General features: G+C 39.8%; 10 protein-coding genes and 1 rRNA gene. 10 read left to right on the forward strand and 1 reads right to left on the reverse strand.

Annotated elements, in window-relative coordinates:
- The first annotated feature begins 60 nt into the window (after positions 1-60).
- From tagD to ELX58_RS01590, 3 genes are all read left to right on the forward strand, one after another.
- Positions 61-474 carry a glycerol-3-phosphate cytidylyltransferase gene (gene tagD / locus ELX58_RS01580; protein WP_133441419.1) on the forward strand — a complete coding sequence of 138 codons (414 nt, stop codon included), beginning with the start codon at positions 61-63 and terminating at the stop codon, positions 472-474.
- Positions 475-562: 88 nt separating this feature from the next.
- On the forward strand, positions 563-2,149 hold the full coding sequence (locus tag ELX58_RS01585) for a peptide chain release factor 3 (RefSeq protein WP_133441420.1): 1,587 nt from the start codon (positions 563-565) through the stop codon (positions 2,147-2,149).
- 14 nt (positions 2,150-2,163) lie between these two features.
- Complete coding sequence (locus ELX58_RS01590; protein ID WP_133441421.1) at positions 2,164-3,588, forward strand: C69 family dipeptidase; 1,425 nt, start codon at positions 2,164-2,166, stop codon at positions 3,586-3,588.
- Positions 3,589-3,663: 75 nt separating this feature from the next.
- Here ELX58_RS01590 and ELX58_RS01595 read toward each other — a convergent pair whose 3' ends face one another.
- A complete protein-coding gene (locus ELX58_RS01595; protein ID WP_133441422.1) occupies positions 3,664-5,904 on the reverse strand; it encodes an ATP-dependent Clp protease ATP-binding subunit in 2,241 nt (746 codons plus the stop codon).
- A 313-nt stretch (positions 5,905-6,217) separates the two neighbouring features.
- On the opposite strand from ELX58_RS01595, the gene ELX58_RS01600 reads away from it, so the two are divergent.
- From ELX58_RS01600 to ELX58_RS01630, 7 genes are all read left to right on the forward strand, one after another.
- Positions 6,218-6,484 carry a phosphocarrier protein HPr gene (locus ELX58_RS01600; protein ID WP_133441423.1) on the forward strand — a complete coding sequence of 89 codons (267 nt, stop codon included), beginning with the start codon at positions 6,218-6,220 and terminating at the stop codon, positions 6,482-6,484.
- A 2-nt stretch (positions 6,485-6,486) separates the two neighbouring features.
- Positions 6,487-8,241 (forward strand): phosphoenolpyruvate--protein phosphotransferase, encoded by a 1,755-nt coding sequence (gene ptsP / locus ELX58_RS01605; protein ID WP_133441424.1) that lies wholly within the window; start codon positions 6,487-6,489, stop codon positions 8,239-8,241.
- Positions 8,242-8,360: 119 nt separating this feature from the next.
- Positions 8,361-9,527: a glycosyltransferase family 4 protein gene (locus ELX58_RS01610; RefSeq protein ID WP_133442550.1), complete on the forward strand. Its 1,167-nt coding sequence runs from the start codon at positions 8,361-8,363 to the stop codon at positions 9,525-9,527.
- 23 nt (positions 9,528-9,550) lie between these two features.
- Positions 9,551-10,573: a glycosyltransferase family 4 protein gene (locus ELX58_RS01615; protein WP_133441425.1), complete on the forward strand. Its 1,023-nt coding sequence runs from the start codon at positions 9,551-9,553 to the stop codon at positions 10,571-10,573.
- Between the two features lie 3 nt (positions 10,574-10,576).
- Complete coding sequence (locus ELX58_RS01620) at positions 10,577-11,590, forward strand: lysylphosphatidylglycerol synthase transmembrane domain-containing protein (RefSeq protein WP_133441426.1); 1,014 nt, start codon at positions 10,577-10,579, stop codon at positions 11,588-11,590.
- A gap of 26 nt (positions 11,591-11,616) precedes the next feature.
- Positions 11,617-13,671: an LTA synthase family protein gene (locus ELX58_RS01625; protein WP_133441427.1), complete on the forward strand. Its 2,055-nt coding sequence runs from the start codon at positions 11,617-11,619 to the stop codon at positions 13,669-13,671.
- A gap of 421 nt (positions 13,672-14,092) precedes the next feature.
- Positions 14,093-15,668 (forward strand): 16S ribosomal RNA (locus tag ELX58_RS01630).
- Positions 15,669-15,675: the final 7 nt, after the last annotated feature.

Here is a 15,675-nt window from a genome sequence, read left to right on the forward strand (position 1 = left end):
AACACGCGAATTAACTAAAATCAAATTATCGATATTAAATTACGAATCAGGTGATTAATTATGAAGACCGTAATTACTTACGGAACTTTTGATCTTTTACATTATGGACACGTTCGTTTACTAAAACGAGCTAGAGCATTAGGTGATTATTTAATCGTTGGCCTTTCGACTGATGAATTTAATGCCGTGAAAGGCAAACGAGCCTACACACCATATAAAGATCGAAAGTATGTCTTAGATGCTATCGAATACGTAGACAAAGTAATTCCTGAAAAGGATTGGGGCCAGAAGATTCACGACGTTAAGAAATATCATGCAGATATTTTCGTCATGGGCAGTGACTGGAAAGGTAAATTCGACTTCTTAAAGAAATATTGTAAAGTCATTTATCTACCTCGAACCAAAGGAATTTCAACTAGTAAAATTAAACATGATCTAGGCTTAACGAACCCGAACGTGTGGAAAACCAAATAAAATGTTATGGCCTCTAGTAGTTAAGTACTAGGGGCTTTTCGTGTATTAATTGATACTAATTCGAAAATGAAGGGACTAAACAAACAGTATGAAGAAACCTAGCCTAAGTTCAAGCATTAATAAGCGACGGACATTTGCGATCATTTCGCATCCAGATGCTGGTAAAACGACCATTACTGAAAACCTATTACTCTTTGGTGGTGTCGTTCATCAGGCTGGATCCGTTAAGGCTCGTAAAACTGGTCATTATGCTAAATCAGATTGGATGCCGATCGAAAAGAAACGTGGAATCTCAGTTACCAGTTCAGTAATGCAATTTGATTACGGTGGCAAACGAATCAACCTCTTGGATACGCCAGGACATCAGGACTTTTCTGAAGATACGTACCGAACGTTAATGGCTGTTGATTCTGCCGTCATGGTAATTGATTCTGCAAAAGGGATCGAAGCACAGACTAAAAAATTATTTAAGATCTGTAGTATGCGTGGAATCCCGATCTTCACGTTCATGAACAAGATCGATCGTGATACTAGAGATCCAATGGATTTAATTGGTCAGCTAGAAGATGTCTTAGGCATCGAAGCCTATCCAATGAACTGGCCGATTGGTTCTGGCCGAATCTTACAGGGCTTATATGATCGATATAACCATCGGTTAACGACCTATGCGAATAAAGCTAAGGATCGGACATACATTCCGTTAGGTAAAAATGGTGACCCAATCAAACCGACACCGATTACCAAAACTGGGATGTACAAAGAAGCTAAAGACAGTATGCAGTTAATCAACGAAGCTGGGAACCAGTTTAGTGAAGACAAGATCCTTCATGGTAAACAGACACCAGTTTTCTTTGGTTCTGCATTAAAGGACTTTGGAGTTAAGACCTTTTTAGATGGTTACTTAGACTTTGCACCAAAACCGGAACCGCATGAAGCCATGATCAACTCACATAAGAGTGAAGTCATTCCGACTAATCCACAGTTCACCGGTTTTGTCTTTAAGATCCAGGCTAATTTAAATCCACATCATCGTGACCGAATTGCCTTCGTTCGAATTTGCTCAGGTAAATTTGTTAAAGGAATGACGGTTACTTTACAACGAACCCAGCGTCAAATGCGTCTGAATAACGTTACTGAATTCATTGCGAACACTCGAGAAAACATTAACTTAGCCGTTGCTGGTGATATTATCGGCCTATATGATACCGGTAATTTACAGATTGGTGATACGATTTACACGGGTAAGAAGGATGTTAAGTTCCCTAAGTTACCTCAATTTACACCAGAATTATTTGCTAGAGTCAGTGCTAAAAACGTTATGAAACAGAAGACCTTCTACAAGGGAATTCATCAACTGGTTCAAGAAGGTGCGGTTCAGTTATTCCGTGATTCTTCAACCCACGCCTATATTTTAGGTGCCGTTGGTGATTTACAGTTCCAGGTCTTCCAGTTCCGAATGAAGAATGAATACCATTCTGACATTAATTTACAACGAATGGGTCACAAGACCGCTCGTTGGGTTGACCCTAAGCAGATTAATCCTCGGATGTCGTCATCTAGAAACTTATTGGTAAAGGATCAGAAGGGGAAGCCGTTATTCCTGTTCGATAATGACTTTGCCATGCGTTGGTTCCAGAATAAGTATCCAGACGTTAAGTTAACCAGTAAGCTATAAAAGGAGATAATTTTATGAAGAATCATTTAACTGCCTGTACCAGTGTCATGGTTGGTAAAGACGCTTCAATTGACGGCTCAACTATGATCGCCCGAAACGATGATACCTTTTTACCGTTAACCCCGCAGCGCTTTTTCGTAAAGCCTGCTAACGATCATCAACATGGTACGTGGGTATCTAACCAAAACGGTTTTAAAGCCCCGTATCCAAAAAAGGCTCAACGTTACATGTTGACGCCAAACGCTGATGTTAAGCACGAAGGTGTCTTCGCTGAAAGTGGCTTTAACCAGAAGAACGTTGCCATGAGTGCGACCGAAAGTGTGTATGGTAATGAAAAGGCCTTAGCTTGTGATCCTTGGGTTAAGAATGGTTTGGCTGAAGATTCATTACAATCCATGGTTTTACCTTATATCAGCTCCGCTAAAGATGGTGTTAAATACCTTGGTAAGTTAATCAAGAAGTATGGTTCACCCGAAGGTAACGGTGTCTTATTTGGTGATAAAGACGAAGTCTGGTACATGGAAATCGTAACTGGTCATCAGTGGGTCGCTGAACGGATCCCAGATGATGCTTACGCAGTCTGTGCTAATGAAGTTGCTATTCAGCAGGTTAATTTTAATGATCCGGATCATTTCATGTGGTCACCAAACATTCGTGAATTCGTAAAGAAGAACCATTTGAATCCTGATAAGACCGGTTTTAACTTCCGTCATATTTTTGGAACCTTTAACCGTCAGGATCGTTACTACAATACGCCACGAGTATGGTATGGTCAGCATTTATTAAATCCTGAAATCAAACAGTCACCAGTTTCCGGTGATTTACCGTTTATTTGTCACACTACCCACAAGATTAGTGTTGAAGATATTGAACGGATTTTAGGTTCTCACTATAACGAAACTCCATACGATCCATTAGGCAAGGGTCCTAAGAACTTGAAATTAAAGTTCCGTCCGATTGCTATGAACCGAACTCAGAATTCACATGTTTTACAGATTAGAAACGACGTTCCAAGTGACCGTTCCGCAGTTATGTGGTTATGCTTTGGTGTTCCAGCATTTAGTCCATACGTTCCGTTCTTTGCCAACGCTAATGATACGGATCCATCCTATGCCCACACACCGTTACACTTGGATGATAAGAGTGCTTACTGGATGTATCGTAAATTATCCATGTTAGTTGAATCTCACTATCCACAGTTTTCACCGGAAGATGCTGATTTCTTAATTTCAGTTCATCAGAAGTTCCGTGAACATGTGAACGGTGCCATTAAAGATTCAAAGGATTTATCCGGCGCTAAATTAACCGATTACTTAACTAAGCAAAATCATAAGATTGTTGCTGAAATGCGTAAGTCAACGGTTAAATTCTGTCATCATTTGATGGCTGAAGGCTTAACGCTATCGAAGTTGACCTACGATATGGATAAGAATTTATAATCTTTAATTAAGTAAAAATAAAAGCGCTTGTGATTTAATAATCACAAGCGCTTTTTGTTATCTTAAGATTTGGATTTACTTAACGACTGATTTAGTGGGTCGAACGTAGATTTGCTTCTTACTATTTACATCAGCAGTTAAATCAGTAGTTCCCTGATGATCTAAGTAGTAATCAGCAACCTTATCTTCGATCTGTTCCTGGATAACTCGACGAAGCGGACGGGCACCCATGGCTGGATTGTAACCTAAGTCAACTAATTTCTTCTGGGCAGCCTTAGTTACGTGGATGTGGAAGCCATGAGGTTTAATCATGGTGTTAACTTTATCAAGCATTAAGCCAACGATCTTGATTAAGTCTTTCTTACTCAATGGGTTGAACTGAATGATGCCATCAAAACGATTCAAGAATTCAGGCTTAAAGTAATCAGTAAGATGACCAATCACATCATGAGTTGTGTTGTTAGCCGTGGCGTTGAAACCAATGTTATTAGCAGAGTCACCAGTTCCGGCATTACTAGTCATAATGATAACGGTATCCTTGAATGAAACCGTCTGGCCATGTGAATCGGTTAAACGACCATCATCCATTACTTGCAAGAACATGTTAAGAACAGCAGGATTAGCTTTTTCAACTTCATCTAACAGGATCAAGCTGTATGGATGATGACGAACCTTTTCGGTTAACTGACCAGCTTGTTCATAACCAACGTAACCTGGGGCAGAACCAATTAATTTCGAAATTGACTGTGGGTCACGGTATTCTGACATATCAAATCGGATCATGGCGTTTTCAGAACCAAAGAGTTCTTTAGCCAATTGTTTAGCTAATTCAGTCTTACCAACACCGGTGGTACCAACGAACAAGAACGAACCAATTGGACGACCGGAGCCGTTAAAGCCGATTCGGTTACGCTTAATGGCTTGAGCGACGTCATCAACAGCTTTGTCTTGACCGATGATGTGTTTCTTTAAGTCAGGGGCAAGATCTTTAAGCTGTTCTTCCTGTTTACGCTGAAGTTTACCAACGGGGATACCCGTGATTTCTTCAACGATCTGTTCCATATCATGACTGGTAACTTCAGGAACTTTCTGGTTCTTGACGCTGCCGTTCTTCTTACTTTGATCAAGCTTGCGGATTTGATCACGATAGTAGGCTGCTTTTTCGTAGTCTTCTTTCTTCAAAGCCGTTTGCTTGTCTTTTTCATCAGCTTGGATGTGTTTATCAATCGTTTGTGGATCAGCCACGTTAATGGTTAAGTTCTTTCTTGAACCAGATTCATCTAATAGGTCGATGGCCTTATCCGGTAGGTAACGACCCTGGATATAACGATCTGATAAAAGAACCGCAGCCTTAATAGCTTTATCCGTGTAGTGAACGTGGTGGTAATCTTCGTATTTCTTCTGAATCCCTTTAAGAATCTTGATGGCTTCCTTAGGGGATGGTTCGTTGACCATGACGGTCTGGAAACGACGAGCTAATGCGGCATCCTTTTCGATGTCTCGGTATTCTTTAACGGTAGTGGCACCAATTAACTGGAAACTGCCACGAGCTAATGCTGGCTTTAAGATGTTACCAGCATCCATACCGCCTTGAGCGTTACCAGCGCCCATGATTTCATGAATTTCATCAATGAAGAGGATAATATCTGGATTAGCCTTGACTTCATCAATAATTTGCTGCATCCGGTGTTCGAACTGACCACGAATTCCAGTTCCTTGAACTAGGGATACAACGTCTAGACGAATAATCTGCTTATGCATTAATTTAGCTGGGACATTGCCAGAAGCAATCCGTAAGGCTAAACCTTCAACAACCGTGGTTTTACCAACACCGGCTTCACCAATTAAGACCGGGTTGTTCTTACGACGGCGGTTCAAAATTTCGATTACACGCGAAATTTCTTTATCACGACCGATGACTGGATCAATCTTACCTTCACGGGCTAATTCAGTCATGTTGACACCGTAGCGGGCTAAGATACCGTTCTTGTTGAGGCGACTGTTGCCACCACGGTTATTCTGATTGTTATTGTTTTGAGATCCGCCATTCTGGCTCGGTGGTACTTGGTTGAAGCCGAAACTACCGTTAGGGTTTCCGCCACCTTGCATAGCACGGAAGATATTATCTAAATTACCAAATCCGAATGGATCTTGTGCCATATCGTTAGCACCTCCGTATCTGTCGTTCAAATTATTTTTACGATGGGTTAAAAGTCGATAGCAATTTTGACATAAATCGATTCGACGCTTTTGTCCATTTACGTTTACGTAAAGATGGATGGTTGCTCGATTTTTATGACAATTTTGACAAAGCATCGCTTGTTTCCCTTCTTTTATTATAAACTATTAAATATTCATGATAGTTTCTCTAATTACTATTCATTATACCTAATCAACGGGATAAAGGCCAAAAACACCGTTTATCTTGATGTAATTATATTGTTTGACCAATATTGACCTTTCAGAATTAGAATACCACTTGCATGAGATCATTCAAGTAATTTGTTTAGATCATATGGCAACATTTCCGCTGCAAATAAAACTTATGATATAATAGTTATAAATCCTTTAAGTTATTCATAAATATCGAATTCGTTTTATATACATACTAATGGGGAGAAAAATAATTATGGAAACACGTAAATTTAAGATCGTTGCTGAAACGGGTATTCACGCTAGACCCGCAACTTTATTAGTTCAAACTGCTACTAAGTATGATTCAAAAATAACCCTTACGTATGACCATAAATCAGTTAATTTAAAGTCCATCATGGGCGTCATGTCATTAGGAGTAGGGCAAGGCGCAGAAATTACCGTCAGTGCGAATGGTAAAGATGAAGACGCTGCAATTAAAGACATTAGCCAGGCCATGAAAAAGGAAGGCTTGTCTGATTAATTATGAAACGTTTGGCAGGCATTTCCGCCAGTAACGGAATTGCGGTTGCAAAGGCCTATAAGATCACTACTCCCAATTTATCTTTTAAAAAGGTAAAGATTACTGATACCGATGGCGAAACTCAGCGGTTCATTAAAGCCTTAAAAGAATCGCTTCATGATTTGAAGATCATTAAAGCAAACGTCTTAAGTAACCTCGGGAATCAAAATGCTCACATCTTTCAGTCACATATCGATATTTTAACTAATAACAAGTTTACCGATGCGGTAAAAAGACAGATTCAGTACGATAAATTGAATGCTGAATGGGCTTTGAGCACCATTTCTAAAAACATGATTCAATTGTTGATTCATCAAAATCAGGATCAGAATAATCATGTAGTTAAGAAAACGGTCAAGATTAAGATTAATTTTATTCGTGACGTAACGAACCGGATCTTAAGTCATTTATTGGGCCATGGACTACCCAATTTAGCTTTAATTCACCGACCGGTAATTTTAGTGACCCATGACTTAGTACCTAGTGATTTGGCTCAATTAAACACAAAATACGTCAGAGGCGCCGTTGCTGATCTAGGTGGAAAAACGGCCCATTCCGCAATCATGGCCAGAAATTTAAAGATTCCTGCAATCGTAGGGATGCATACGATCACGTCAATGGTTAAGAATAATGATGTCTTAGCTGTTGACGGGTCGAACGGTACCGTTATGATCAACCCAACCCCTAAACAAATCAAAAAATATGAAGCCGGAATCAAAAAGTACTGGTCACAGCTTAAAAAGTTAAAGAATTTAAAGAAGCGACCCACCGTTTCCAAAGATGGTTTTCCGTTACAGATCGCGGCTAACATCAATAATTTGCGAGACGTTAGTTCTGCAATCAGTATCGGTGCTGAAGGAATTGGTTTATACCGAACCGAATTTCTGTTCATGAACGCCACTCATTTACCAACCGAAGAAGAACAATTCAGGGCCTACCGATACATCGTTAAATCAATGCACGGTAAACCAGTAACCTTTAGAACTTTGGATATTGGTGGGGACAAAACGTTACCTTATATGAAGTTGCCACATGAACATAATCCATTCTTAGGTTATCGAGGGATTCGATTTTGCCTTGATCATTTAGATATTTTTGAAACTCAATTAAGAGCGTTGATTAGAGCGTCTAGATATGGCAATGTTTCAATCATTTTTCCGTTAGTTTCTACGATTCAAGAATTTAAAGACGCCAAGGAAATTTATGAAGAAGTCAGACATTCCTTAGTTAAAAAGGGTTATAAGATTGGTCACATTCACGTTGGGACCATGATTGAAACACCTGCGGCTGCGATGTTAGCTGATAAGTTTGCTAAGATTGCTAACCCAATTAATATTGGAACTAACGATTTAATTCAATTTATGATGGCCGCTGACCGTGGCAATAGTTTAGTAGCAAATCTTTATTTGCCGTTTGATCCGTCAGTGATTAGAATGATTAAATATATCGTTGACTGTTGCCATCAAAATAACGTTAAGGCTTGTGTCTGTGGTGAGATGGCGGCTAGTTCGGTTGCCATCCCATTATTATTAGGCATGGGCGTTAATGAACTGTCGATGAGCAGCATGTCAATTCTGCGTTCACGATCCTTGATCAAGAATTTGAATGCAAAAGCCATGCGCCGATTAGTTAACAAGATCGTTAAATCTGCAAGTAGTGAAATCGACGTTATTCGTCTAGTTCATAGTTCGATTGCTAAGCTAAGAAATCGTCATTAAAGATTAGATATTGTAGAAAGGGGACCTACCCGGTAGGCCTCTTTTTCTTTAGTTTCTTAAGGATTATAATTTAAAATGACTATATTTATTGATTTTATTAATGAAAGGCGGTAATGACCATTAATATTGGAATTTTTACTGATACTTATTTTCCACAAGTTAGTGGTGTTGCCACTTCGATTAAGACATTAACGGAACAGCTCAGGGCGCATGGTCACCAAGTCTACATTTTTACGACGACTGATCCACATGTTGCTAAAGGCTTATATGAACGGAACATCTTCAGATTTTCAAGTATTCCGTTTATTTCGTTTTCTGATCGTCGAATTGCGATTCGAGGCCTTTTTCAGGCTTACCGAATTGCCAAGCGCTTAAATTTAGATATTGTTCATACCCAAACGGAATTCTCGATGGGCATTATTGGTCGATTCGTTGCCAAGAAACTAAAGATTCCGTGTATCCATACTTACCACACGATGTACGAAGATTATCTGCACTATGTGGCTAACGGCAAATTGTTAAAACCGATTCACGTTAAGGAAGGAACCTTAGCTTTTTGTCATCATATGAACGGTGTGATCGCACCCAGTAAGCGAGTTCTTGATAAGTTAACTTCTTATGGCGTGAAGAGCCCAATTCGGGTGATCCCAACCGGAATTAACGTTTCACATTATGATTGCCCAAAGTACAAGGATTTACGTCCCCAATTTGGCTTTACTAAAGATACTCCGGTAATGCTATCGGTGAGTAGATTAGCTTATGAAAAGAACATGGGACCGTTGATTGCTGCGATGCCAAAGATTATTAAGCAGGTCCCGGACGTTCGATTAGTCATCGTTGGTGATGGGCCATCAAAGCAGCATTTGATTGCTCAGGTTCATCGACTTCACATTACAAATCACGTTTATTTTGTTGGGGAAGTTAACAATGATTACGTTAACCAGTATTATCATATGGCAAATGTCTTTGTATCGACATCTAATTCAGAGTCGCAGGGGTTGACTTACATTGAAGCGATGGCCGCCGGAGTAAAGGTCGTGGTCTACAAGAGCGCCTATACAAAGGATCTTTTGGATCATAAATCTTTAGGGATGACGTTCACGACCATTCCGGAATATGTTCATGATGTGGTTACCTACTTAAAGCATGGTGACCAATATCAATTAAAGAATTCAGAGTTAAGAAAATTAAAGTTAAACGAAATTTCTTCATCTAATTTTGAGAAGAAAGTAGTTGCTTTTTACCATAGTTGCCAATTGCGTTTTGAGCAACAACTAGATAGCTAGGATTTAAATATAGGGGAGCTACTATGTTAAAAATTGAAATGTTTTCGCAGGCTGATACCGTGAAAGGTCAAGGTGTTGGCAGTGTTTACGATGAATTAATGGCAATGCTTCATCGGCATTTTCAGTCAAAGCTTAAAATCGATGTTAACCATTATCGTAAGGCCGATGTGAGCCACTACCACACCATTAATTTTCCTTATTACCTTTCAACATTTTCAAAGCGCCGTGGTCGTAAGGTTGGCATGGTCCACTTTTTACCAGAGACTCTGGACCAAAGCTTAAAAATGCCGAAATGGGTCAAAGCAATTTTTTATCGATACGTAATTGCTTTTTACAAACGAATGGATCAGCTGGTGGTGGTTAATCCGGCATTCATTCCTAAATTGATGGCTTACGGAATCCCGAAGAAAAAGATCACGTATATTCCAAATTTTGTTAGTCGGCATGAATTTTATCCGGTTGATAAAGATGTCAAAAGAGCGTTACGGATCAAATATCGTTATGACGTTGATCGATTTACGGTGATTGGAACGGGACAGATCCAAACGCGAAAGGGCGTTATGGATTTTGTTAAATTAGCTAAAAAGTATCCCCAATATCAATTTATCTGGGTTGGCGGCTTTTCATTTGGTAAGATTACCGACGGCTACCCACAATTAAAACAGATCGTGGATAATCCACCCAAGAACGTTGCGTTTCCAGGAATTGTCGATCGGAGTAAAATGGCCGAATACTACAACATGGCCGATCTATTCCTGTTGCCGTCCTACAATGAATTATTCCCGATGTCCGTAATGGAAGCATTTTCGTGTGGAATTCCGGTTCTATTACGTAATTTAGATTTGTATAAAAATATCTTTAAAGATAGTTATGCATCTTTTAATAATTTCTCAGAATTATCAAAAGAACTAGAAAAAATTGTTAATAGTCAAGATTTACAAAAGCAACTTCGAGCCAAATCATTAAAAATTGCTGATTATTATTCTGAAGATCGATTAGCTAAAATCTGGTATCGATTTTATCAAGAACAAGCAAAGAAGTCCTGATGAATGCCAAGGCGAAACGTTATATCCTTTATTGGCGTCATATTATTAGGCGTTTTAATCTTCGCTTACTTATTAAGGGACGTTAACGTTAAATTTCTGATTAACGATTTCGATAATTTAAATTGGTGGTGGATCGCTGTAGCTACGCTTTGTGTCCTGTTGTATTTGGGCTTAGAAGGTGTGGTCACTAAGATTTTGATGAACGATCAGACCCGTGGCTTCTCATTTAAAGATGCCTTACGAGTTCCACTGGTTGAGCAATTGTTCAACGGGATTACACCGTTTTCGACTGGTGGTCAGCCGGCTCAGCTATTTATAATGCTTCAGACGGGTGTCGATGGTGGTCGTGCCAGTTCAGCATTGTTAATGAAGTTCATCGTTTTCCAAGCCATGATCGTGATCAATTTCTTGATCAGCTTGATCATCGGTTTTAATTACATCGCTGAAAAGATGAGCTACCTGTCATTATTCGTGATCTTTGGGTTCATGATTCATTTGTTCGTGATCGTGTCATTACTAATGATCATGTACTGGCACGCGTTCACTAAGAAATTGATGTCAATCGTGATCAAACCGCTAAAATGGTTCATGCGTGAAAAACGTTATTCTAAAATGAAGCAAACCCTTGCGATTAAAATTGATACTTTTTATGCAGAAAGTATGCGGATCGCTCATCATCGTAAACTGCTGGTTAAATTAATTATCGTTACGTTTTTTCAGTTGTTCTTTTACTATTTAATCCCTTATTTTATTATGCTAGGCTTAGGTTATTCTAAGATTAATATTGTGATGATCGTTAGTTTACACGTTTTAATTCTGATGATTATTTCTTTATTTCCAATCCCTGGCGGTTCCGGTGGAGCCGAATATAGTTTTGAAACGTTGTTCAAGAGCTATATCACCAGTTCAAGTAAGTTGTTGCTTGCCATGGTTATTTGGCGGTTACTGACTTATTACCTCGGGATGTTTCTAGGGGCGATTGCTTTATTTTTAAAGCCAAATAGAATCAAATCATAAATTCTTTATGTGGAGGCATAAATGTAATGTCAAGTCATCTTAAAAAGTGTAGGGACTTCCTTAACACTAAATTTGGCTTTTTTTTGTTAGTCATCTTACTGTTTTGGATCAAGATCTATTATGCTTATAGGACCTACTTTACTCTAGGTGCCAAGGGTGGTGTGCAACAGTTCTTACTGCTGATTAATCCGGTGCCTGCAGCATTGCTTATTTTTGGAATTGCTTTGTATTTTAACGGTAATCTATCGTATTGGCTAATGATTATTATCGACGCTTTGGAGTCAATATGGATCTTTGCCAATATCCTGTATTACCGTGAATTTTCAGACTTTTTGTCAGTTGGGATCATTAAGGGTTCCGGTGCCGCTGGTAATAACTTAAGTAAAAGTTTATCCAGTATTATGCATCCATCAGATTTCTTAGTATTTCTGGATGTCCTGATCTTAATTCTGCTGTTATTGTTTAAGATTATTAAGGTCGATCATCGTAAGTTTAGTAAGCGAAACGCTTTTGCGATGACGGTTGTATCGTTGGTCTTGATGTTTGCTGAATTTGGGATGTCAAACGCTAACCGATCCGGATTATTAACCAGAACTTTTGATAACAACTATATCGTTAAGTACTTGGGCTTCAATGAATACGCAGCTTTTAATGCTTATCAGACGCATAAAGAAAGTGCGACCCGTACCAAAGCTAAGCCTAAGGATATTAAAAAGGTTTTGAAATTCATTAACCAGCACCGTACTAAACCTAATATTCAATATTATGGTAAAGCCAAAGGCAAGAACGTCTTTATCATTCATTTAGAAAGTTTCCAGCAGTTCTTAATTAATTATCGTGTTCACGGCCGATTAGTAACGCCGAATATTGATAAGTTCTATCATAATGATCATACGATTGCCTTTGATAATTTCTATCATCAAGTATCACAAGGTAAGACGTCTGATGCCGAAATGATGTTGGAAAATTCATTATTTGGTCTACCACAAGGATCTGCAATGGTTACCTATGGTACTCAAAACACGTACCAAGCTGCTCCAGCATTCTTAGATCAGCATGGCTATTCCACTGCAGCATTACATGGGGATGTACCTAGTTTCTGGAACCGAGATAATACTTATAAGTCATGGGGCTATCAATACTTCTTTGATTCTAAGTACTACAAAGAAAAACCATCGTATAACGTTGGTTATGGTTTGAAAGATAAGATCTTCTTTAAGGATGCATCTAAGTATATCCAGAGATTGCCACAACCGTTCTACGCTAAGTTAATTACGTTGACTAACCATTATCCATACTTATTGGATAAGCAGAACCGAAGTTTCCCAGCTACTAAGACTGGTGATAAGACTGTTGATCCATATGTTCAGACGGCTCATTATCTAGATCAGGCCTTTGGTGAATTCTTACATTACTTGCATAAGACTGGTTTAGACAAGAATAGTGTCGTGGTTGCCTATGGTGATCATTACGGGATTTCTAATAACCATCGTCCAGCAATTGCTCAGTTGCTTCATAAGAGTAACATCAATAGTTATGATCTAGCCCAGTTCCAGAAGGTACCGTTTATGATTAATTACCGTGGCTTACAGGGTAAGATTGATCATACTTACGGTGGTGAAATTGATGTTCTGCCAACGTTAATGCATTTGTTAGGCTATAAGGATAACAATACCGTTCAGTTCGGTAATGATTTGTTATCTAATCACCGTAATCAGATCGTTGCCTTTAGAAATGGTAATTTTGTAACACCTAAATTTACCGTGATGGGTAGTGATGTCTACTTAACCAAGACTGGTAAGAAGATTAAGCCGAATGCTCAACAAGAGAAAGAGATTAAAGCTGATCGTCATTACGTCGATGAAGAATTATCACTATCTGATCAAGTTATTTATGGTGACTTGTTAAGATTTTACAAGCCTAAGGGCTTTAAGAAGGTCAATAAGAAGGATTATAACTATAAGCCTAGTTACGGTCTTAAGAAGCTAAAAGAGGCTAATCATAAGAAGCATACGAGCTTGATCGATAAGAATCATGGTCACTCGATTACTTATGATACTGATGCCCCCGAATTGAAGTAAGTATAGACTTAATATTTAATTATAAGGATCGAAATCTGAAAAGGTTTCGATCTTTTTTTATAAATATTGAAAAACTGATTGACATTTATCGTACTAAAGACTATATTATTAATTGTCGTCGCGTGAGAGCAACGAGTAGTTATCTCAATTAATTATTGATCTTAATTAAAAGATTTAAAATGCTGCTTGACAATATTTCACGTGAGTGATATATTAATAATTGTCACGTGAGCGAGAGCTCATGTGGCTAGTAATTGTAGGTCTTTGAAAACTGAACAAGATTTTGACATCACAAGTGCAAGTGGTCTCGTTATTTTATAATGAGATTTTTAACTTTACGTGCGTTTTTAATAAATTCGTTCGTACAACTAAACTAGTAATTTAATCTTAAGAGCTTGTAATTAAGTTCTTATGTTATTTTTAACATGAGAGTTTGATCCTGGCTCAGGATGAACGCTGGCGGTGTGCCTAATACATGCAAGTCGCGCGCACTCCCGTAGATGATTTTGATGCTCTGCATCAAATGATTCTACATTCGAGTGAGCGGCGGATGGGTGAGTAACACGTGGGTAACCTGCCCTTGAGTCTGGGATAGCATCTGGAAACGGATGATAATACCGGATAACAACTGAAACCACATGGTTTCAGTTTGAAAGGCGCGTTTGCGTCGCTCTTGGAGGGACCCGCGGTCCATTAGTTAGTTGGTAAGATAAAGGCCTACCAAGACGATGATGGATAGCCGAACTGAGAGGTTAATCGGCCACATTGGAACTGAGACACGGTCCAGACTCCTACGGGAGGCAGCAGTAGGGAATCTTTCACAATGGGCGAAAGCCTGATGAAGCAACACCGCGTGAATGAAGAAGGGTTTCGGCTCGTAAAATTCTGTTGCTAGAGAAGAACGTACCAAGTAGGAAATGGCTTGGTAGTGACGGTATCTGGTTAGAAAGTCACGGCTAACTACGTGCCAGCAGCCGCGGTAATACGTAGGTGGCAAGCGTTATCCGGATTTATTGGGCGTAAAGCGAGCGCAGGCGGTTGTTTAAGTCCGATGTGAAAGCCTTCGGCTTAACCGAAGAAGTGCATTGGAAACTGAGCGACTTGAGTACAGAAGAGGACAGTAGAACACCATGTGTAGCGGTGAAATGCGTAGATATATGGTAGAATACCAGTGGCGAAAGCGGCTGTCTGGTCTGTCACTGACGCTGAGGCTCGAAAGCATGGGTAGCAAACAGGATTAGATACCCTGGTAGTCCATGCTGTAAACGTTGAGTGCTAGGTGTTAGAGGATTTCCGTCCTTTAGTGCCGAAGTTAACACATTAAGCACTCCGCCTGGGGAGTACGACCGCAAGGTTGAAACTCAAAGGAATTGACGGGGACCCGCACAAGTGGTGGAGCATGTGGTTTAATTCGATGCTACGCGAAGAACCTTACCAGGCCTTGACATACTTCTGTTAGGCTAAGAGATTAGCTGTTCCCTTCGGGGACAGATCTACAGGTGGTGCATGGTCGTCGTCAGCTCGTGTCGTGAGATGTTGGGTCAAGTCCCGCAACGAGCACAACCCTTGTGACTAGTTGCCAGCATTCAGTTGGGCACTCTAGTCAGACTGCCGGTGATAAACCGGAGGAAGGTGAGGATGACGTCTGATCATCATGCCCCTTATGGCCTGGGCTACACACGTGCTACAATGGACAGTACAATGGGTTGCGAAACCGCGAGGTCAAGCTAATCCCATAAAGCTGTTCTCAGTTCGGACTGCAGTCTGCAACTCGACTGCACGAAGCTGGAATCACTAGTAATCGTGGATCAGCATGCCACGGTGAATACGTTCCCGGGTCTTGTACATACCGCCCGTCACACCATGAGAGTCCGTAACACCCAAAGATAGTGCGGCAACCCCTTCTGGGGAGCCAGCTATCTAAGGTGGGACGAATGATTAGGGTGAAGTCGTAACAAGGTAGCCGTAGGAGAACCTGCGGCTGGATCACCTCCTTTCTAAGGA

The sequence above is a fragment of the Acetilactobacillus jinshanensis genome, from assembly GCF_004359375.1.
Lineage (GTDB): Bacteria > Bacillota > Bacilli > Lactobacillales > Lactobacillaceae > Acetilactobacillus > Acetilactobacillus jinshanensis.